Origin of the sequence: Pectobacterium aroidearum, assembly GCF_015689195.1 — a bacterium.
Classification (GTDB): Bacteria; Pseudomonadota; Gammaproteobacteria; order Enterobacterales; family Enterobacteriaceae; genus Pectobacterium; species Pectobacterium aroidearum.
The window spans coordinates 531893-551830 of the sequence record NZ_CP065044.1 but is presented as its reverse complement, the minus strand read 5'-3'; the positions used below and the strand labels follow the sequence as shown (position 1 = coordinate 551830).

Below are 19938 nucleotides of genomic sequence, written 5' to 3'. Positions count from 1 at the left end.
CGGGTCAGGATCAAAACTGTTGTTCTTCCGTCGATCCCGTCAGCGCCGTCACTGAAGACTCGCCTCCCTGAATGATGTTCGTCACCTTATCGAAGTAGCCGGTACCGACCTCCTGCTGATGCGATGAGAAGGTATAGCCGTCTTTAATCGCTTCAAATTCAGGCTGTTGCACTTTTTCTACGTAGTGCCGCATCCCTTCACCCTGTGCATAGGCGTGCGCCAGATCAAACATGTTGAACCACATGCTATGAATGCCAGCCAGCGTAATGAATTGGTACTTATAGCCCATCGCCGACAGCTCATCCTGAAAACGCGCAATCGTGCTGTCATCCAGATTTTTCTTCCAGTTAAAGGAAGGCGAACAGTTGTACGCCAGCAGCTTACCGGGGAACTTCGCATGAATTGCTTCTGCAAAACGACGCGCCAGCGATAAATCCGGCGTTGAGGTTTCGCACCACACCAGATCGGCATAAGGCGCGTAAGCCAGACCACGGCTGATTGCCTGCTCAATTCCGGCACGCGTACGATAGAAGCCTTCTACCGTGCGTTCTCCAGTGATGAAATCACGGTCATATTCGTCGCAGTCGGACGTCAGCAAATCCGCCGCATCCGCATCGGTTCGCGCAACCAGTAAGGTCGGCACACCCAAGACATCCGCCGCCAGACGCGCCGCAACCAGTTTCTGAATGGCTTCCTGCGTCGGCACCAGCACTTTGCCCCCCATGTGCCCGCATTTCTTCGCCGATGCCAGTTGATCCTCAAAGTGCACCGCTGCGGCACCCGCTTCAATCATCGATTTCATCAGCTCAAACGCATTCAACACGCCGCCAAATCCCGCCTCCGCATCCGCCACAATCGGCAGGAAGTAGTCGGTATGGCGCTTGTCGCCCGGCTCAATATGATTCGCCCACTGAATCTGATCGGCACGCCGAAACGTGTTATTGATGCGTTCAATCACCGCGGGCACAGAGTTCGCTGGGTAGAGCGACTGATCGGGATACATACTGGATGCCAGATTGGCATCCGCCGCCACCTGCCAACCGGAGAGGTAAATCGCCTCAATGCCAGCTTTCGCCTGCTGTAAAGCCTGTCCGCCGGTCAGCGCCCCCAGGCAATTCACATAGCCTTTGCGCGCATCACCATGTAGCAGGTTCCACAGCTTCGCAGCACCGAGCTGCGCGAGCGTACATTCCGGGTTCACCGAACCCCGTAGATTAATCACATCTTCTGCGCTGTAGGGGCGCGTAATACCTTCCCAGCGCGCGGTTTTCCACTCTTTTTCAATATGCTGGACTTGTTGGGTACGAGAGGTCGTCATAGCAGAGGTTCCTTTTTATTATCAGTCAGGATTAATCAAGCAATGCGTAGCCGGGTAACGTCAGGAAGTCGATCAGCTCATCTTGCGTGGTGATTTGCTCCATCAGCCGGGCGGCGTCATCAAAGCGCCCTCCGCTGAAACGGGCATCGCCGAGCTCCTCCTGAATCACAAACATTTCTTCGGCCAGCATCTGTCGGAACAGCGCCTTGGTGATCACTCGACCATCGCTCAATGTCTTGCCGTGGCGAATCCACTGCCAGATTGAGGTGCGGGAGATTTCTGCCGTCGCCGCATCCTCCATCAGCCCATAAATCGGGACGCAGCCATTACCGGATATCCATGCCTCGATGTACTGCACCGCAACGCGAATATTCGCGCGCATCCCCACTTCCGTGCGCTCTCCCGGACAAGGCTCAAGCAATTCCTCGGCACGAATGGGGGCATCCTGTTCACGGCCGATATTGAGCTGATTTTTACGCTCACCTAACGCTCGATCGAACACCTCCATCACGGCATCTGCCAGCCCCGGATGAGCCACCCAGGTGCCATCATGCCCATTGTGAGCTTCCAACTCTTTGTCTTTACGTACCTTATCCAATACCCAGTTATTGCGTTCCGCATCCTTACTCGGAATGAACGCTGCCATCCCACCCATGGCGAACGCGCCACGGCGATGGCAGGTTTTGATCAACAGTCGTGAGTAAGCGCTAAGGAAGGGTTTTTCCATCGTTACCGACTGGCGGTCAGGCAGCACGCGATCGCTGTGGTTCTTTAATGTTTTGATATAGCTGAATATATAATCCCAGCGCCCGCAGTTCAGCCCAACGATATGATCGCGCAAGTGATAGAGGATTTCGTCCATCTGGAAAACGGCAGGCAGTGTTTCAATCAACACCGTCGCTTTGATCGTCCCACGCGGCAGGTCAAAACGATCTTCCGTATAACAGAAGACGTCATTCCACCAGGCCGCTTCCTGCCATGACTGCGTCTTGGGCAGATAGAAGTAAGGGCCGCTACCTTTCTTCAGCAATTCCTGATAGTTGTGGAAAAAATACAGTGCGAAATCAAACAGGCTGCCAGGAATGGCCTCCCCCTGCCAGGACACGTGTTTTTCAGGCAAATGCAACCCACGCACGCGGCAAATCAATACAGCAGGATTGGGCTTCAACTGGTAAATTTTTCCTGCTTCGTTGATATAGGAAATCGTACTGCGTACGGCATCCCGCAAGTTGATTTGCCCGTCGATGACCTTTTCCCATCCCGGCGACAATGAATCTTCAAAGTCCGCCATGAAAACTTTCACATTGGCATTCAATGCATTGATTACCATCTTGCGTTCAACCGGGCCGGTAATCTCAACGCGACGATCCTGAAGGTCATCGGGAATACCGCGTATTGTCCACGTCTTATCACGAATGGAAGCCGTTTCTGAAATAAAATCAGGAAGCTTACCCTGATCGATATTACGCTGCTGTACCTGTCGTTCGGCGAGCAACTGATTACGTGCCGGCGTGAAATGCGCGACCAGCTCCGTTAAGAAATCAATCGCTTCCTCCGTAAGAATTTGCTTCTCACCTTCACCAAAACGCTGACTAAACGCCAATTCTCTGTTTATCGTCTGCTGCATCATTCGTGGTTCCTTTTCAGATTCCGCTTCATTCATCAACAACCGCCAAATCGGCAAACCAGTATGTACATTTCTTAGCCGACAGAATTAAGCGTAATACAAGAAAAATCAAAATCAAAAACAATTTCCATTTTTTAATCTATGTGAGATTAACTCATTAATAAAAATGAAAATTAAAATAGAAGAAGAAGAGAAATGACTTTCACTTATCAGCAGAAATGGCGATGGTTCAGCACAAAAAAGAAAGGCACCTTAAAAGGTGCCTCAGAGAAAGAACGAGGATGGATTAGTCCAGCGTAGGGTTCATTCGACGTAAATCGTAAGGCGTAATCTGGTAGACGTAGTAATTCAGCCAGTTAACAAAAAGCAGATGACCGTGACTGCGCCAGCTCGCTTTCGGTGCCAGTTCAGGATTGTCATCGGGGAAATAGTTAACCGGTACAGCAGGATCCAATCCGGCATCATAATCACGGAAAAACTCTCCAGCCAACGTTAGGGCGTCGTACTCTGGGTGTCCGGTAACAAACGCCAGACGCTTATCTTTGCTGGCAAACAAATAGGCGCCAGCCTGCTCCGACTCAACCAGAATATCCAAATCTGTATGCTGCCGAATCACATCAACCGGGAAATCCGCATAGCGCGAATGTGGAGCCAGAAACGTTTCATCAAAACCGCGGGTCAGCAACGCATGGGGCTGTAACGTCTGATGCGAATAAACGCCAGAGAGCTTTTCCTTGCGGGTCATCTTAGGAATACCGTAGAGGATATTGAGAGCGGCCTGCACAGCCCAACACACAAATAATGTGGAGGTAACATGCTCTTTTGCCCACTCGATGACACGCGCAATCTGTGGCCAATAAACAACATCGCAGAAATCGACTAATCCCAACGGTGCGCCCGTCACAATCAGGCCATCAAAATTATCGTTCTGAATATCGTCGAAATCGCAGTAGAAGTTATTCAAATGCTCGGCCGGCGTATTCTTTGATTCACGGCTATCAATACGCAACAGCTGGATATCAATCTGTAGGGGAGAGTTGGATAACAGGCGCAGAAACTGGTTTTCAGTCTCGATCTTTTTAGGCATCAGGTTCAGCACCAGCACTTTGAGGGGACGAATTTCCTGCGTTTTAGCACGCGAGGACGTCATGACAAAGACGTTCTCATTACGCAGAAAATTGACGGCTGGTAACTCATCAGGAACCCGAATTGGCATAACCTTATATCCTCAAAGCATACGTTTAAACGTTTAGACATCCAGATGCCCGAAGATAGCGAGTTTTCGTACTAATGTCGAGTGCTCAGCGCATAAGGTGAAAATGTTTCACTGTGCCTAAGAAAACGCTATTGTGATTATAATTTTTTCTTAGCTTGTTCAATGACCTCAGAATCCGTTAGCCCCCTAGCATGCCCTACGATAATCACATGGGCATTGCGTGATGCGCCAAACGAAACTTCCAACAGCACCCGCTCTTCTACCTGAGATAGCCCACCTTCATTCATTTCAAGAGCGTGAACAACGAGGATATCTCGACCAAATTTGAACCATCTGAATGGTATAAATTTCTTGAGTAAATCTTGCAGCACTTTTTCCGCGCTAAAGAAATCAGCAATCAATATACGAGAGTTACTAAAAACCAGGCTAGAGTCCCTAAATTCCTGACGTGTTTCCGGATTACGAACCGTCATTTGATTCTTACGGATTTGAACATATAAGATCGTCATGAATCTCCCTGTATTTATTATTCCATATGGGTTTCTCTACGTACAAACAGCGAGCAAATCGTTGCAGATAACATCCCAAATTCCCCATAGCAAAAAGCCCCTGTCTTCCGACAGGGGCTTTCCACTTGTTTGATGCCTGGCAGTTCCCTACTCTCACATGGGGAAGCCCCACACTACCATCGGCGCTACGGCGTTTCACTTCTGAGTTCGGCATGGGGTCAGGTGGGACCACCGCGCTATCGCCGCCAGGCAAATTCTGTTTCATTCCGACCGTTACTTAACATGACCTTATTTCTTTGTCATCTCCGTAACCACCAGAACCAATCTTCGAACAAGCTGAATATCGTTCTCTATGAGTCATCTCACAAAACACCTTCGGTGTTGTAAGGTTAAGCCTCTCGGGTCATTAGTACTGGTTAGCTCAACGTATCGCTACGCTTACACACCCAGCCTATCTACGTCGTCGTCTTCAACGGCCCTTCAGGGACATCTAGTGTCCAGGGAAGACTCATCTCGAGGCAAGTTTCCCGCTTAGATGCTTTCAGCGGTTATCTCTTCCGCACTTAGCTACCGGGCAATGCAATTGGCATCACAACCCGTACACCAGTGGTGCGTTCACTCCGGTCCTCTCGTACTAGGAGCAACCCCTCTCAATCTTCCAACGCCCACGGCAGATAGGGACCGAACTGTCTCACGACGTTCTAAACCCAGCTCGCGTACCACTTTAAATGGCGAACAGCCATACCCTTGGGACCTACTTCAGCCCCAGGATGTGATGAGCCGACATCGAGGTGCCAAACACCGCCGTCGATATGAACTCTTGGGCGGTATCAGCCTGTTATCCCCGGAGTACCTTTTATCCGTTGAGCGATGGCCCTTCCATTCAGAACCACCGGATCACTAAGACCTGCTTTCGCACCTGCTCGAGCTGTCACTCTCGCAGTCAAGCTAGCTTATGCCTTTGCACTAACCTCCTGATGTCCGACCAGGATTAGCTAACCTTCGTGCTCCTCCGTTACGCTTTGGGAGGAGACCGCCCCAGTCAAACTACCCACCAGACACTGTCCGCAACCCGGATTACGGGTCTACGTTAGAACATCAAACATTAAAGGGTGGTATTTCAAGGTTGGCTCCATGCAGACTGGCGTCCACACTTCAAAGCCTCCCACCTATCCTACACATCAAGGCTCAAGGTTCAGTGTCAAGCTATAGTAAAGGTTCACGGGGTCTTTCCGTCTTGCCGCGGGTACACTGCATCTTCACAGCGAGTTCAATTTCACTGAGTCTCGGGTGGAGACAGCCTGGCCATCATTACGCCATTCGTGCAGGTCGGAACTTACCCGACAAGGAATTTCGCTACCTTAGGACCGTTATAGTTACGGCCGCCGTTTACCGGGGCTTCGATCAAGAGCTTCGCCTTGCGGCTGACCCCATCAATTAACCTTCCGGCACCGGGCAGGCGTCACACCGTATACGTCCACTTTCGTGTTTGCACAGTGCTGTGTTTTTATTAAACAGTTGCAGCCAGCTGGTATCTTCGACTGATTTCAGCTCCATGAGCAAGTCACTTCACTTACCATCAGCGTGCCTTCTCCCGAAGTTACGGCACCATTTTGCCTAGTTCCTTCACCCGAGTTCTCTCAAGCGCCTGAGTATTCTCTACCTGACCACCTGTGTCGGTTTGGGGTACGATTCGGTGTTACCTGGAGCTTAGAGGCTTTTCCTGGAAGCGTAGCATCAGTTACTTCATCACCGTAGTGACTCGTCATCACGCCTCAGTGTTAACGATGACCCGGATTTACCAAAGTCACCCACCTTCACGCTTAAACCGGGACAACCGTCGCCCGGATAACCTAGCTTTCTCCGTCCCCCCTTCGCAGTAACACCCAGTACAGGAATATTAACCTGTTTCCCATCGACTACGCTTTTCAGCCTCGCCTTAGGGGTCGACTCACCCTGCCCCGATTAACGTTGGACAGGAACCCTTGGTCTTCCGGCGTGCGGGTTTTTCACCCGCATTATCGTTACTTATGTCAGCATTCGCACTTCTGATACCTCCAGCAACCCTCACAGGCCACCTTCGCAGGCTTACAGAACGCTCCCCTACCCAACAACACTAAGTGTCGCTGCCGCAGCTTCGGTGCATGGTTTAGCCCCGTTACATCTTCCGCGCAGGCCGACTCGACCAGTGAGCTATTACGCTTTCTTTAAATGATGGCTGCTTCTAAGCCAACATCCTGGCTGTCTATGCCTTCCCACATCGTTTCCCACTTAACCATGACTTTGGGACCTTAGCTGGCGGTCTGGGTTGTTTCCCTCTTCACGACGAACGTTAGCACCCGCCGTGTGTCTCCCGTGATAACATTCTTCGGTATTCGTAGTTTGCATCGGGTTGGTAAGTCGGGATGACCCCCTAGCCGAAACAGTGCTCTACCCCCGAAGATGAATTCACGAGGCGCTACCTAAATAGCTTTCGGGGAGAACCAGCTATCTCCCGGTTTGATTGGCCTTTCACCCCCAGCCACAAGTCATCCGCTAATTTTTCAACATTAGTCGGTTCGGTCCTCCAGTTAGTGTTACCCAACCTTCAACCTGCCCATGGCTAGATCACCGGGTTTCGGGTCTATACCCTGCAACTTAACGCCCAGTTAAGACTCGGTTTCCCTGCGGCTCCCCTATTCGGTTAACCTTGCTACAGAATATAAGTCGCTGACCCATTATACAAAAGGTACGCAGTCACACCCCGAAGGATGCTCCCACTGCTTGTACGTACACGGTTTCAGGTTCTATTTCACTCCCCTCGCCGGGGTTCTTTTCGCCTTTCCCTCACGGTACTGGTTCACTATCGGTCAGTCAGGAGTATTTAGCCTTGGAGGATGGTCCCCCCATATTCAGACAGGATGTCACGTGTCCCGCCCTACTCATCGAACTCACAGCCTGTGCATTTTTGTGTACGGGACTATCACCCTTTACTGTGCGACTTTCCAGACGCTTCCACTAACACACAAACTGATTCAGGTTCTGGGCTCTTCCCCGTTCGCTCGCCGCTACTGGGGGAATCTCGGTTGATTTCTTTTCCTCGGGGTACTGAGATGTTTCAGTTCCCCCGGTTCGCCTCATTACGCTATGGATTCACATAATGATAGTGTGTCGAAACACACTGGGTTTCCCCATTCGGGTATCGTCGGGTATAACGCTTCATATCAGCTTACCGACGCTTATCGCAGATTAGCACGCCCTTCATCGCCTCTGACTGCCTAGGCATCCACCGTGTACGCTTAGTCGCTTAACCTCACAACCCGAAGGTGTCTTTGATAAATCAAAGTCACTGTCGCGCTGCGATTATTTGAGAGACTCATTGACAGACTGCATCGTCATCGACACCCGAAGGTATCAACGCACGTTCAGCTGTCATGTTTCAATTTTCAGCTTGTTCCAGATTGTTAAAGAGCAATATCTTAAACCCTGACTATTACTAATCAGTTTTAAGATATGAGGTAAGTAGTTGACTTACTGAAGACCCCCGCTTTCACCGGAATGGTCGGATGCGCTGGCGTCCCCTAGGGGATTCGAACCCCTGTTACCGCCGTGAAAGGGCGGTGTCCTAGGCCTCTAGACGAAGGGGACACGACACCGTACTTTGTTGACGCTTTTGCTCATTATTTTCATCAGACAATCTGTGTGAGCACTTCACTCAACGCACATCTTCTTGGTAAGGAGGTGATCCAACCGCAGGTTCCCCTACGGTTACCTTGTTACGACTTCACCCCAGTCATGAATCACAAAGTGGTAAGCGCCCTCCCGAAGGTTAAGCTACCTACTTCTTTTGCAACCCACTCCCATGGTGTGACGGGCGGTGTGTACAAGGCCCGGGAACGTATTCACCGTAGCATTCTGATCTACGATTACTAGCGATTCCGACTTCATGGAGTCGAGTTGCAGACTCCAATCCGGACTACGACGTACTTTATGAGGTCCGCTTGCTCTCGCGAGGTCGCTTCTCTTTGTATACGCCATTGTAGCACGTGTGTAGCCCTACTCGTAAGGGCCATGATGACTTGACGTCATCCCCACCTTCCTCCAGTTTATCACTGGCAGTCTCCTTTGAGTTCCCGGCCGAACCGCTGGCAACAAAGGATAAGGGTTGCGCTCGTTGCGGGACTTAACCCAACATTTCACAACACGAGCTGACGACAGCCATGCAGCACCTGTCTCACAGTTCCCGAAGGCACTAAGGTATCTCTACCGAATTCTGTGGATGTCAAGAGTAGGTAAGGTTCTTCGCGTTGCATCGAATTAAACCACATGCTCCACCGCTTGTGCGGGCCCCCGTCAATTCATTTGAGTTTTAACCTTGCGGCCGTACTCCCCAGGCGGTCGATTTAACGCGTTAGCTCCGGAAGCCACGCCTCAAGGGCACAACCTCCAAATCGACATCGTTTACAGCGTGGACTACCAGGGTATCTAATCCTGTTTGCTCCCCACGCTTTCGCACCTGAGCGTCAGTCTTTGTCCAGGGGGCCGCCTTCGCCACCGGTATTCCTCCAGATCTCTACGCATTTCACCGCTACACCTGGAATTCTACCCCCCTCTACAAGACTCTAGCTTGCCAGTTTCAAATGCAGTTCCCAAGTTAAGCTCGGGGATTTCACATCTGACTTAACAAACCGCCTGCGTGCGCTTTACGCCCAGTCATTCCGATTAACGCTTGCACCCTCCGTATTACCGCGGCTGCTGGCACGGAGTTAGCCGGTGCTTCTTCTGCGGGTAACGTCAATCGGTGAGAGTATTAATCTCACCGCCTTCCTCCCCGCTGAAAGTGCTTTACAACCCGAAGGCCTTCTTCACACACGCGGCATGGCTGCATCAGGCTTGCGCCCATTGTGCAATATTCCCCACTGCTGCCTCCCGTAGGAGTCTGGACCGTGTCTCAGTTCCAGTGTGGCTGGTCATCCTCTCAGACCAGCTAGGGATCGTCGCCTAGGTGAGCCATTACCTCACCTACTAGCTAATCCCATCTGGGCACATCTGATGGCAAGAGGCCCGAAGGTCCCCCTCTTTGGTCCGAAGACGTTATGCGGTATTAGCTACCGTTTCCAGTAGTTATCCCCCTCCATCAGGCAGTTTCCCAGACATTACTCACCCGTCCGCCGCTCGTCACCCGAAGAGCAAGCTCTTCTGTGCTACCGCTCGACTTGCATGTGTTAGGCCTGCCGCCAGCGTTCAATCTGAGCCATGATCAAACTCTTCAATTTAAGATTTGTTTGATTTGCTGAACTCGTCAGCGATGCTCAAAGAATTAAAACTGTTTATTCGTAATGAATTTACTGTTGTTCACTCTTCAAGACTTTTTATATCGTTAAGATACGGTCTTGTGAGTGCCCACACAGATTGTCTGATTAAATTGTTAAAGAGCAGTGCGTTGCAGCCTTAACCGCTTCGCGAGGTGGCGTATATTACGCTTTTCACCTTCAGAGTCAACGCTTATTTTAAAGCGTTTTCTCTTTCTTTACCGACCCGGTTGTGAATCACAGCGCCGTGTCGATGGAGGCGCATTATAGGGATCCGTTTTCGTTACACAACAACTTTCTTGATCTTTTTTTCTATTCGCCTGTTTTTCGACCCTTTCGATGAGATCTTACTCGATCCACACCACTTTTCAGTTGCCGATGTCTCATATCTGTCGATATTTTGTCTGTAATGCGAATATCAGTATGTGGAAAATAACTACGAGGTTGTCGATGAGTGCAAAAACATTCCGTCGTTATAACGGCATTTCTCCCGTTTTAGGCGAAAGAGTCATGGTCGATCACTCCAGCGTGGTGATTGGCAAAGTAGCACTAGGCGATGATGTTGGTATCTGGCCCCTTGTCGCCATACGCGGTGATGTTAACTACATCACGATCGGCGCCCGAAGCAATATTCAGGATGGATCAGTGCTCCATATCACCCACTGTTCAGAGAAAAAACCAGAAGGTAACCCGCTTATTATTGGGGAAGATGTCACGGTGGGTCATAAAGCGATGCTGCACGGTTGCCGAATAGGAAATCGGGTTCTGGTAGGAATGGGGTCAATACTTCTGGATGGCGCCATTGTTGAAGATGATGTCATGATTGGTGCTGGTAGCCTGGTCCCTCCAGGAAAACGACTAGAAAAGGGACATCTATACCTCGGCAGCCCAGTCAAAAAAATTAGACCACTGACACAAGAAGAAATAAAAGGATTAATTTACTCGGCAAACAACTATGTTCGTTGGAAAGATGAATATCTCGCTCAGGACAACGAGTAGTAACCTTCATCATCCCATTCTTCAGCAACGATCATTTTCTCCAGTTCATCTTCAAGGTCCCATCGATATTCCCTGAACAGTGACAGCCACTGTTCAGGGCTATTGCCACCATAGCGTTGCTGAAGCAGCTCTGCGCTCACTAAGCATTCCTGCTGAAAGCCATTCACTAAAACAGGGCAACGGATCGCCATGGCCTTATCATCCCAACTTTCACGATCTGGGAACTGGATCGCCTGATTCACGTCGCAAGATCCTGCTTTAGCAAAGCAATTACTGGTTCTACATCTGGCATCACCCCATGCCAAATCTTAAACGCATGTGCCGCTTGCCCCACCAACATTCCCAAACCATCTGCATAGTGGATAGCACCATGCTGTACGCACCATGACAAAAAAGGTGTCAGTTGTGGCAGATAGAACATGTCATAACAGCCTGTTTCCGGTGAAATGAGTTCTGGCGGTAAGTTAGGAATACTGTCGTACATCCCAGAAGATGTCGCGTTAATGATCAGATCGAACGACTGGCCATGTAAATCGTCTAGGGCAACAGCTTTAATGTCCCCAATACCACTGAAGACCTTAACCAATTCATCAGCCTTGGAAAACGTCCTATTCGTCAGCACAACCGTACAGCCATAAGCCAGTAAGGGTTGAATAACCCCTCGTGCTGCACCACCAGAACCAACCAGCAACACACGATCCGACGGCTTCACCAGCGCCAAGCGTTGCAGATCGCTGAGTAAACCAATGCCATCTGTGTTATCACCAAACAGGCGACCGTCATTCAGTCTCTTCAATGTATTAACCGCCCCTGCAAGCGCCGCGCATTCGCTACGCTCATCAGCTTCGGCAAAGGCACGCTCTTTAAAGGGCGCAGTGACATTCGCACCACCAGCACCATTGAGAAAATACTGACGCAGCATTTGCTCAAAATCATCCAAAGGCGCTAAAACGCGCTCGTACGTTAACGTTATCCCCGTCTGTGCAGCAAATAGCTCATGTATGCGAGGTGATTTACTATGCGCAATCGGATTGCCAAAAACTGCAAAAGACGTTACTTCAGACACGTTCCCCTCCAACTTGCTATTACCCCTGACGAATAAGCTCGCCTGTTAATACATCCCTGATTTCGGATGGGTTCATTCTTCCGCCAACATCCCCAACTAGCACAGAAAAATCATCACCAAATTGTTGAGAAACTTCCTGAGCCGTACGGCAAGGAGGTTGACCACTTAAATTGGCGCTGGTCGACACCAACGGTTTACCGTAACGCTGGCACAGTTCTTTAACTAACGGATGGTCGCTAACGCGCACAGCAAGAGAAGAAAATTGCCCCGTTAACCATTGTGGAGTCGTACGTTTTGCAGGTAATACCCAAGTAACCGGACCAGGCCATGTGGAAAACATTATCGCCTTCTGCTCATCGGATAACACGCTGTCATCAATATAAGGAGCCAGTTGGCTAAAATCTGCTGCAATCAGGATCAACCCTTTTTGCCAGGAGCGCTGTTTTAACGCTAGCAGACGATTAACCGCCACTTCACTATCAGGATCGCAGCCTAACCCGAATACTGCCTCAGTCGGGTACGCAATAACCTGTTCATTGTGTAATTCCCGTAAAACAGGAATCATTAGTTCATCAGAGACATCACTCATTCTTATCAACTTCTGCCGCTACCGGCTTTCCACATAATTTACTGGCACAAAATAGCTTGATGCCTTGTGCCGTTTTTTTCTCAAACAATAAGGCGTAATGGCAAGAAGGGCATTCACCCGCTATCGGCTTATGGTTTAACGTAAACTGGCAATCGGGATAGCGATCGCAAGAATGAAATACCTTACCGTAGCGAGACTTACGCTGTAACAACGTGCCTTCATTACACTGTGGGCATCGAATCGCCGTGTCATCAGGGCGATCGATAGTCTCAGTATGATGGCATTCAGGGTAATTGCCACAGCCGATGAACATCCCATAACGGCCTTGCCTTAGTACCAACGTCGACTGACAAAGCGGGCACTGTTGCCCATCCAACACTTTGACGATATGTCCATCAGCCTGCGCTTTCAGTGGGCGAATAAATTCGCATTCTGGATACGCAGAACAGCCTAAGAATGGGCCGTGCCGGCCAGAACGGATAACCAGCACTGACCCACAGTCTGGGCATATTTCCTGTTTTTTTTCAGCAAACAGTACGGACTTAGCCATTCGAAATGTTATCCCTCTGGCTATTGCACATAACCGTCATTGACCTCAAAGAGTAATTCTTCCATTTGCTGATAGGCATTCTCACAGCCAGGCACATTGAAAAGCACCATGAGAATGACCCACTTAAGATCTTCCAGATCAAATTCCTGCGTTTCCAATGCCATGACGCGTTCGATAACCATCTCGCGCGTTTCAAGATTCAGAACCTGAATTTGCTCAAGGAACAATAAAAAGCCACGACATTCCGCATCAAGACGCAACGTTTCATCCTGCGTGTAGATCCGCATAGCCAGAGGATCGTTCGCCAAATAAAGCGGTGCAGTCTGCCCTTCCTGAATATCGGCTAATTTTTCCAGCCAACTCAACGCGCTATAGATATCGTTACGATCAAATCCAGCGCGGGTGAGGTCATCAGTTAACGTATCCTGATCGACACGCATTTCAGTTTCATTGTGGATGTAGCTCTCAAACAAGTACATGAGTACGTCGAACATGGCCTGCCCTCCTTAATCGGACATAGCCGCCGGGTACTGCTGCGATCCATCCTGCTAACTCCAGCTCTAATAGCTTAGTGACTATCTCTGGCACAGGTTGGCCGGCACGTTCAGCGACAACGTCAACAGGTGTAACCTCATCTCCTACGTTAGCCAACACGTCGGCAAATGGCAATTCGCCATCCTCTTCTTCGTTAGAAATAGTTTGCCCGCTTTCCATTGGCAGCCACTGTAGCTCACTCACCAATTGCTCAAGAATATCCTTCGGATGTGTCACCAGACTGGCTCCTTGCTGGATCAACCAGTGCGTCCCCTCGGTCATCGGATTACCGATTGGTCCAGGCAGAGCGAAAACCTCCCGTCCTTGCTCTAAAGCATAACGCGCCGTGACCAGAGACCCGCTACGTATAGACGCCTCAATGACCAGAACGCCCAGCCCTAGCCCGCTGATAATGCGATTTCTTCTGGGGAAGTTGGTTGGGAAAGGCGGCATTGCAAGGGGAAATTCGGAGACCAGCGCGCCGCCATCGCCACAAATACGTTCGGCAAGCTTAGCGTGCCGCTTAGGATAAATATTCTCCAGTCCACTTCCCAACACAGCAATGGTTCTCCCTCCCATATCCAAAGCAGCGCGATGAGCAATACCATCAATGCCAATCGCTAACCCACTTGTCACTGTGAGTTCGTTTGCGGCAAGTTCTTGAGCAAAAAAACCTCCCCAGCGTTCGCCGTAAGCACTGCTACTTCGGCTGCCAATAATCGATATTTGCGGCGATGCCAATAGCTCAGGAGAACCAGACACAAAAAGCAACAGTGGAAAATCACGAATATTGCTCAACAGAAAGGGATACAGGGCATCTTCACACGTCACGAGATGATGATTGGGATAAGACAACCAATTGAGTGTTTCTTCCAGGACCTTATGTTCATAAGAATAGAATTGTGTAATTTGAGCATCAGACAAACCTAATGTGCTCAGACTCTCATTATCGAACATATTTAAATCAATAAGCTTGCTGACAATAGCCTGAGCACGTCTGGCGCTCAGGTGCTTTACGCCCGTCATACGTAGCCAAATTTCCGTTGATAGCATCAGCGTCCCTTATTCCGCTATGTTCAGATAAGTGGTGCAATTCAGTTCTGATGCTGTCAATCGGGGCAGGAAATGTCTAGAATGAGCGCTAAGACTCTCTCACTATTCAGATACAGATCTAAACATATATGGCAGTTTTGCAGGTATTACATTTCCCAGACGAGCGGCTCCGCATTACCGCGCAGCCCGTAAAAGAAGTCAATGCAGATATTCAACGTATCGTGGATGATATGTTCGATACCATGTACGAAGAAGAAGGTATTGGACTGGCCGCGACACAGGTGGATATCCATCAACGTATCATTGTTATTGACGTCTCTGAAGAACGAGACCAACGGCTGGTGCTAATCAATCCCGAACTGATTGAAAAGAGCGGCGATACTGGTATCGAAGAGGGTTGCCTGTCGATCCCCGAAACGCGCGCGCTGGTTCCTCGTGCAGAGCATGTAAAAGTGCGTGCATTGGATCGTGAAGGTAAGACGTTTGAACTTGAAGCAAGCGAGCTATTGGCCATTTGTATCCAGCATGAAATGGATCATCTGGTTGGGAAACTGTTTATCGATTACCTTTCCCCGCTTAAACGCCAGCGCATTCGTCAAAAACTGGAAAAACTGGCTAAGCAGAATAGCCGAGCCCGCTAATTTTCATTCTGACAGGAAGCACCGTGTCTGATTCTTTACGCATAATCTTTGCCGGCACCCCTGACTTTGCAGCGCGTCACCTTGACGCGCTTTTATCATCAGGACATGAGGTCGTTGGCGTTTTCACTCAGCCCGATCGCCCATCTGGCAGGGGCAACAAGCTCACCCCCAGTCCGGTGAAAGTACTGGCAGAGCAACATAACATTCCCGTTTTTCAGCCTAAATCTCTGCGACCAGCAGAAAATCAGGCGATGGTTCAGGCGTTAGATGCCGATGTTATGGTCGTTGTCGCCTACGGCTTAATTCTGCCGCAGCCCGTATTATCGATGCCTCGCCTTGGCTGCATTAATGTCCACGGTTCCCTATTGCCTCTCTGGCGTGGAGCAGCTCCCATCCAGCGTGCATTGTGGGCTGGAGACAGCGAAACGGGCGTGACGATCATGCAAATGGACGTTGGACTCGATACTGGCGCAATGTTGCACAAAATTTCGTGCCCTATTCTGCCGCAGGATACTAGCGCCACGTTGTACGATAAACTTGCTGAACTGGGGCCACGTGGCTTATTAGAAACGCTGGAATTACTTGCTGACGGCAGCGCTGTCGCTGAAGCACAAAATGACGCCCTTGCCACCTACGCAGAAAAGCTCAGCAAAGAAGAAGCTCGTCTAAACTGGCAGTTATCTGCCGAGCAACTTGAGCGTTGTATTCGTGCTTTTAATCCTTGGCCTGTCAGCTATTTCACGGTAGATGAACAACCGGTGAAAGTCTGGAAAGCCGAGGTCATTACTACAGCACATAGTACATTGCCCGGCACCATCCTTCAGGCAGATAAACAGGGTATTCAGGTGGCAACAGCCGCTGGTATCTTGAATATTCAGGAATTGCAGCCGGCAGGCAAAAAAGTGATGAGTGCGCAGGATCTGCTTAACTCACGTCGTGAGTGGTTCGTTCCCGGTAATACACTGGACTAATCTATTTTTCATACCAGCGTCATGCCGGTATATCCTCTCTTTTTACGTATACGTCATCGCTAACACATGAAAAGCTCATACAATCTACGCAGTATTGCCGCAAAAGTGGTGGGACAGGTTCTGGATCAGGGACAGTCACTCAGTGCCTTATTACCTGTTCATCAGCGTGAAGTCTCCGAGAAAGATCGCGCACTTTTACAAGAGCTTTGCTTTGGCGTATTGCGCGTTTTACCTCAGTTGGAGTGGTGTATTCAGCAACTGATGGCAAAACCCCTGACGGGCAAACAACGCACGCTGCATTACCTCATCATGGTCGGCATTTACCAATTGCACTATACGAGAATCCCACCACATGCGGCTCTGGCAGAAACGGTAGAAGGTGCAGTCGCACTAAAACGGCCACAGCTCAAGGGGCTGATTAATGGCGTATTGCGTCAATTCCAGCGCCAGCAGGAAGAACTCATTCAGCGTGAAGCAAATCACTCATCTCACTACCTGCATCCAAGCTGGCTACTAGCGCGTATTGAGCACGCCTATCCAAATCACTGGCAAACTATCGTTGAGGCAAATAATCAACGTCCTCCGATGTGGTTACGCGTAAATCGGTTACACCATACGCGGGAAGCGTACTTAAATTTACTGGCACAAGAGGGAATTGAAGCATTCCCTCACACTGAATTCACTGATGCGATACGGCTTGCTTCTCCTTGCGCAGTCGATCAATTACCGGGATTTTCACAAGGGTGGGCAACGGTGCAAGATGCTTCTGCCCAAGGCTGCGTCTATTGGCTCGATCCACAAGATGGCGAGCAGATCCTCGACCTCTGCGCTGCACCTGGAGGAAAAACGACGCATATTTTAGAAGCTGCGCCACAATCTCACGTACTCGCTGTCGATATTGATGAAACCCGTTTAGGTCGAGTAAAAGAAAATTTACTTCGATTACAAATGCATGCAGAAGTGAAACAGGGTGATGGACGTTACCCCGATTCATGGTGTGAAGGGCGTATGTTTGACCGTATTCTGTTGGATGCCCCTTGTTCCGCCACAGGCGTGATTCGTCGCCATCCAGATATTAAATGGTTACGCCGGGACAGAGATATCGAGGAACTGGTTGCTCTGCAAAAAGAGATTTTTGACGCCATCTGGCCACATCTCAAAGTAGGCGGAACGATGGTCTACGCGACTTGCTCCATTCTGCCACAAGAAAACGCTCAACAAGTTACGGATTTCCTGACTCGCCATGCCGATGCAACACTGGTTGATACAGGAACACGCGAACTGCCAGGCATACAGATGCTGCCTCATGCTGATGGTGGCGATGGTTTCTTTTATGCGAAGCTGGTAAAAAACTGATATTGAACCCAGTATTGTCTGCAACAGGCAGCAATCAATAAACGGCATGGCTTATTATGAAAATTATCATCCTTGGCGCGGGTCAGGTCGGTGGAACACTGGCTGAAAATCTAGCTGGTGAAAACAATGACATCACTGTCGTTGATACTGATGCAAACCGGTTACGCCAGCTTCAGGATAAGTTTGATCTACGCGTCGTTACGGGCTATGCCTCTCACCCGCGAGTACTGCGTGAAGCGGGAGCGGAAGATGCTGATATGCTGGTCGCCGTTACCAATTCAGATGAAACGAATATGGTCGCCTGCCAGATCGCTTATTCTCTTTTCAAAACCCCAAACCGGATTGCGCGCATTCGTGCTGCCGAATACATCCGTGAATCAGAACAGCTGTTTTTACCAGAAGCGGTTCCCATCGACCACCTGATCTCCCCAGAGCAATTGGTAATCGATAACATCTACAAACTGATCGAATATCCTGGAGCACTTCAGGTCGTCAACTTCGCTGAAGGCAAAGTGAGCCTTGCTGCGGTTAATGCCTATTATGGCGGCCCATTAGTTGGTAACGCTCTTACCTCTCTTCGTGAACACATTCCTCATGTAGAGACCCGCGTTGCGGCTATTTTTCGTCATGATCGTCCGATTCGCCCACAAGGTTCCACTATCATCGAAGCTGGTGACGAAGTGTTTTTTGTCGCGGCTTCCCAACATATTCGCGCAGTGATGAGCGAATTACAGCGCCTTGAAAAACCATATAAAAGGATCATGATCGTTGGCGGAGGTAACGTCGGCGCCGGGTTAGCCCAGCGGTTAGAAAAAGACTACAGCATCAAACTGATAGAGCGAAATGCAGATCGTGCAGCAGAACTGGCTGAGCTTCTGCAAAATACAGTGGTATTTCACGGTGATGCTTCAGACCAGGAGCTCCTTGCTGAAGAACATATTGAGCAGATTGATGTATTCATCGCCATTACCAATGATGACGAAGCGAATATTATGTCAGCAATGCTCGCCAAACGTATGGGCGCGAAAAAAGTGATGGTGCTCATCCAACGCAGGGCTTATGTCGATCTGGTCCAGGGTAGTGTCATTGATGTCGCTATCTCCCCACAGCAGGCAACAATTTCTGCCCTGCTCAGCCACGTCCGCAAGGCAGATATCGTCAGCGTATCCTCTTTGCGCCGCGGTGTAGCCGAAGCAATCGAGGCTATCGCCCACGGTGACGAGGGCACATCGAAAGTTGTCGGAAGAATGATCGAAGATATTAAGCTTCCACCCGGTACCACTATCGGCGCAATCGTGCGCGGTGATGACGTCATCATTGCCAATGCAAATAGCAAAATCGAGCAAGGCGATCATGTCATCATGTTCTTAGCTGACAAAAAATTTGTGCCTGATGTTGAACGACTATTTCAACCCAGCCCCTTCTTTTTGTAATGTAGGAATAGATTTATCACGAACCGATAATCTGGCAAAGATACGGCGATTGGTTAGAATTAATTTATATTTTGGCAAGGAGAACGGATATGAGCATCATCAAAGAATTTAGAGAGTTTGCCATGCGTGGCAATGTTGTCGATTTAGCGGTGGGTGTCATTATTGGTGCTGCTTTCGGCAAAATTGTCTCTTCACTGGTATCAGATATTATTATGCCGCCGCTTGGGCTTTTGATTGGCGGGGTCGATTTTAAACAATTCAGCCTTATTCTTCGTGATGCCCAAGGCGAAGTTCCCGCCGTTGTCATGAACTATGGCGCTTTCATTCAAAATATTTTCGACTTTGTCATCGTTGCTTTCGCGATCTTTATGGCAATTAAGCTCATGAACAAGCTGCGTCGCAAACAGGAAGATGAGCCTGCCGCACCGCCTAAACCTAGTGCTGAAGAGAAGCTGCTAGCTGAGATTCGAGATTTGCTGAAAGAACAACAGCCTAAACAGTAAGAACTGAGTTTCTATTAATCTTTGACGTCGTTATACAAAAAGCAGAAAGGCCAGGGGTAAATAATCATTTGATTGCTTACCACTGGCCTCCCAACTACCTTTCTTCACATGTTTGTCTTTTCTACGATAACTTCCTTTCCCTTTTTCATTCACTTCAATACGCTGGCGAAACAGTGGGTCATGTAGCAATGCCTCAATGGCATTGTCCTGGATTTTTCCACGTTTATGACGATATGTGGTCATCATCACTCCTAAGAAAGTTTGGCTAATGGACAGTATATG

17 protein-coding genes, 1 tRNA gene and 3 rRNA genes are annotated in these 19938 nt (G+C 49.4%); 6 read left to right on the top strand and 15 right to left on the bottom strand.

What is annotated here, in order from left to right:
- Window positions 1–10: 10 nt before the first annotated feature.
- The 8 genes from aceA to I2D83_RS02455 form a co-directional block, all read right to left on the bottom strand.
- On the bottom strand, window positions 11–1318 hold the full coding sequence (aceA, locus tag I2D83_RS02490; protein ID WP_015841904.1) for an isocitrate lyase: 1308 nt from the start codon (window positions 1316–1318) through the stop codon (window positions 11–13).
- A 31-nt stretch (window positions 1319–1349) separates the two neighbouring features.
- Complete coding sequence (gene aceB / locus I2D83_RS02485; RefSeq protein WP_205947468.1) at window positions 1350–2948, bottom strand: malate synthase A; 1599 nt, start codon at window positions 2946–2948, stop codon at window positions 1350–1352.
- Window positions 2949–3231: 283 nt separating this feature from the next.
- Entirely contained in the window at window positions 3232–4161 is a 930-nt protein-coding gene (metA, locus tag I2D83_RS02480; RefSeq protein ID WP_180779201.1) for a homoserine O-acetyltransferase MetA, read from the bottom strand.
- A gap of 137 nt (window positions 4162–4298) precedes the next feature.
- Complete coding sequence (locus I2D83_RS02475) at window positions 4299–4670, bottom strand: YjaA family stress response protein (protein WP_181847265.1); 372 nt, start codon at window positions 4668–4670, stop codon at window positions 4299–4301.
- 134 nt (window positions 4671–4804) lie between these two features.
- Window positions 4805–4920: ribosomal RNA gene (rrf, locus tag I2D83_RS02470) — 5S ribosomal RNA — on the bottom strand.
- A 135-nt stretch (window positions 4921–5055) separates the two neighbouring features.
- A 23S ribosomal RNA gene (locus I2D83_RS02465) occupies window positions 5056–7962 on the bottom strand.
- Between the two features lie 259 nt (window positions 7963–8221).
- A tRNA-Glu gene (locus I2D83_RS02460) sits at window positions 8222–8297 on the bottom strand.
- A gap of 86 nt (window positions 8298–8383) precedes the next feature.
- Window positions 8384–9925 (bottom strand): 16S ribosomal RNA (locus I2D83_RS02455).
- Together the 16S, 23S and 5S rRNA genes with 1 tRNA gene alongside form the textbook arrangement of a ribosomal RNA operon.
- Before the next feature lie 486 nt (window positions 9926–10411).
- On the opposite strand from I2D83_RS02455, the gene I2D83_RS02450 reads away from it, so the two are divergent.
- A complete protein-coding gene (locus tag I2D83_RS02450; protein WP_205947467.1) occupies window positions 10412–10960 on the top strand; it encodes a gamma carbonic anhydrase family protein in 549 nt (182 codons plus the stop codon).
- On the opposite strand, the gene I2D83_RS02445 is transcribed toward I2D83_RS02450, so the two are convergent.
- The 6 genes from I2D83_RS02445 to dprA are packed head-to-tail and all read right to left on the bottom strand — an operon-like array spanning window position 10945 to window position 14752.
- A complete protein-coding gene (locus tag I2D83_RS02445) occupies window positions 10945–11202 on the bottom strand; it encodes a DUF1488 family protein (protein WP_015841909.1) in 258 nt (85 codons plus the stop codon). The genes I2D83_RS02450 and I2D83_RS02445 overlap by 16 nt on opposite strands.
- A complete protein-coding gene (gene aroE / locus I2D83_RS02440) occupies window positions 11199–12026 on the bottom strand; it encodes a shikimate dehydrogenase (RefSeq protein ID WP_205947466.1) in 828 nt (275 codons plus the stop codon). Before aroE ends, I2D83_RS02445 begins: the two co-directional genes overlap by 4 nt.
- A gap of 19 nt (window positions 12027–12045) precedes the next feature.
- Window positions 12046–12615 (bottom strand): L-threonylcarbamoyladenylate synthase type 1 TsaC, encoded by a 570-nt coding sequence (tsaC, locus tag I2D83_RS02435; protein ID WP_205947465.1) that lies wholly within the window; start codon window positions 12613–12615, stop codon window positions 12046–12048.
- The gene (locus I2D83_RS02430) at window positions 12608–13165 is read right to left on the bottom strand and encodes a DNA topoisomerase family protein (RefSeq protein ID WP_180779713.1); all 558 of its coding nucleotides are present in this window, start codon (window positions 13163–13165) and stop codon (window positions 12608–12610) included. Before I2D83_RS02430 ends, tsaC begins: the two co-directional genes overlap by 8 nt.
- 20 nt (window positions 13166–13185) lie before the next feature.
- A complete protein-coding gene (gene smg, locus I2D83_RS02425) occupies window positions 13186–13659 on the bottom strand; it encodes a DUF494 family protein Smg (protein WP_015841913.1) in 474 nt (157 codons plus the stop codon).
- The gene (gene dprA / locus I2D83_RS02420) at window positions 13631–14752 is read right to left on the bottom strand and encodes a DNA-protecting protein DprA (RefSeq protein WP_205947464.1); all 1122 of its coding nucleotides are present in this window, start codon (window positions 14750–14752) and stop codon (window positions 13631–13633) included. Before dprA ends, smg begins: the two co-directional genes overlap by 29 nt.
- Before the next feature lie 128 nt (window positions 14753–14880).
- Here dprA and def point away from each other — a divergent pair, with 128 nt between their 5' ends.
- The 5 genes from def (at window position 14881) to mscL (ending at window position 19656) form a co-directional block, all read left to right on the top strand.
- The gene (gene def, locus I2D83_RS02415; protein ID WP_015841915.1) at window positions 14881–15393 is read left to right on the top strand and encodes a peptide deformylase; all 513 of its coding nucleotides are present in this window, start codon (window positions 14881–14883) and stop codon (window positions 15391–15393) included.
- Between the two features lie 23 nt (window positions 15394–15416).
- The gene (fmt, locus tag I2D83_RS02410) at window positions 15417–16364 is read left to right on the top strand and encodes a methionyl-tRNA formyltransferase (protein WP_205947463.1); all 948 of its coding nucleotides are present in this window, start codon (window positions 15417–15419) and stop codon (window positions 16362–16364) included.
- 66 nt (window positions 16365–16430) lie between these two features.
- Window positions 16431–17720: a 16S rRNA (cytosine(967)-C(5))-methyltransferase RsmB gene (rsmB, locus tag I2D83_RS02405; protein ID WP_015841917.1), complete on the top strand. Its 1290-nt coding sequence runs from the start codon at window positions 16431–16433 to the stop codon at window positions 17718–17720.
- A 56-nt stretch (window positions 17721–17776) separates the two neighbouring features.
- Entirely contained in the window at window positions 17777–19153 is a 1377-nt protein-coding gene (gene trkA / locus I2D83_RS02400) for a Trk system potassium transporter TrkA (protein WP_015841918.1), read from the top strand.
- Window positions 19154–19242: 89 nt separating this feature from the next.
- Window positions 19243–19656, top strand: coding sequence for a large-conductance mechanosensitive channel protein MscL (mscL, locus tag I2D83_RS02395; RefSeq protein ID WP_015841919.1), 414 nt, complete (start codon window positions 19243–19245; stop codon window positions 19654–19656).
- 30 nt (window positions 19657–19686) lie between these two features.
- Here mscL and I2D83_RS02390 read toward each other — a convergent pair whose 3' ends face one another.
- A complete protein-coding gene (locus I2D83_RS02390) occupies window positions 19687–19899 on the bottom strand; it encodes an alternative ribosome-rescue factor A (RefSeq protein ID WP_015841920.1) in 213 nt (70 codons plus the stop codon).
- Between the last annotated feature and the right edge of the window lie 39 nt (window positions 19900–19938).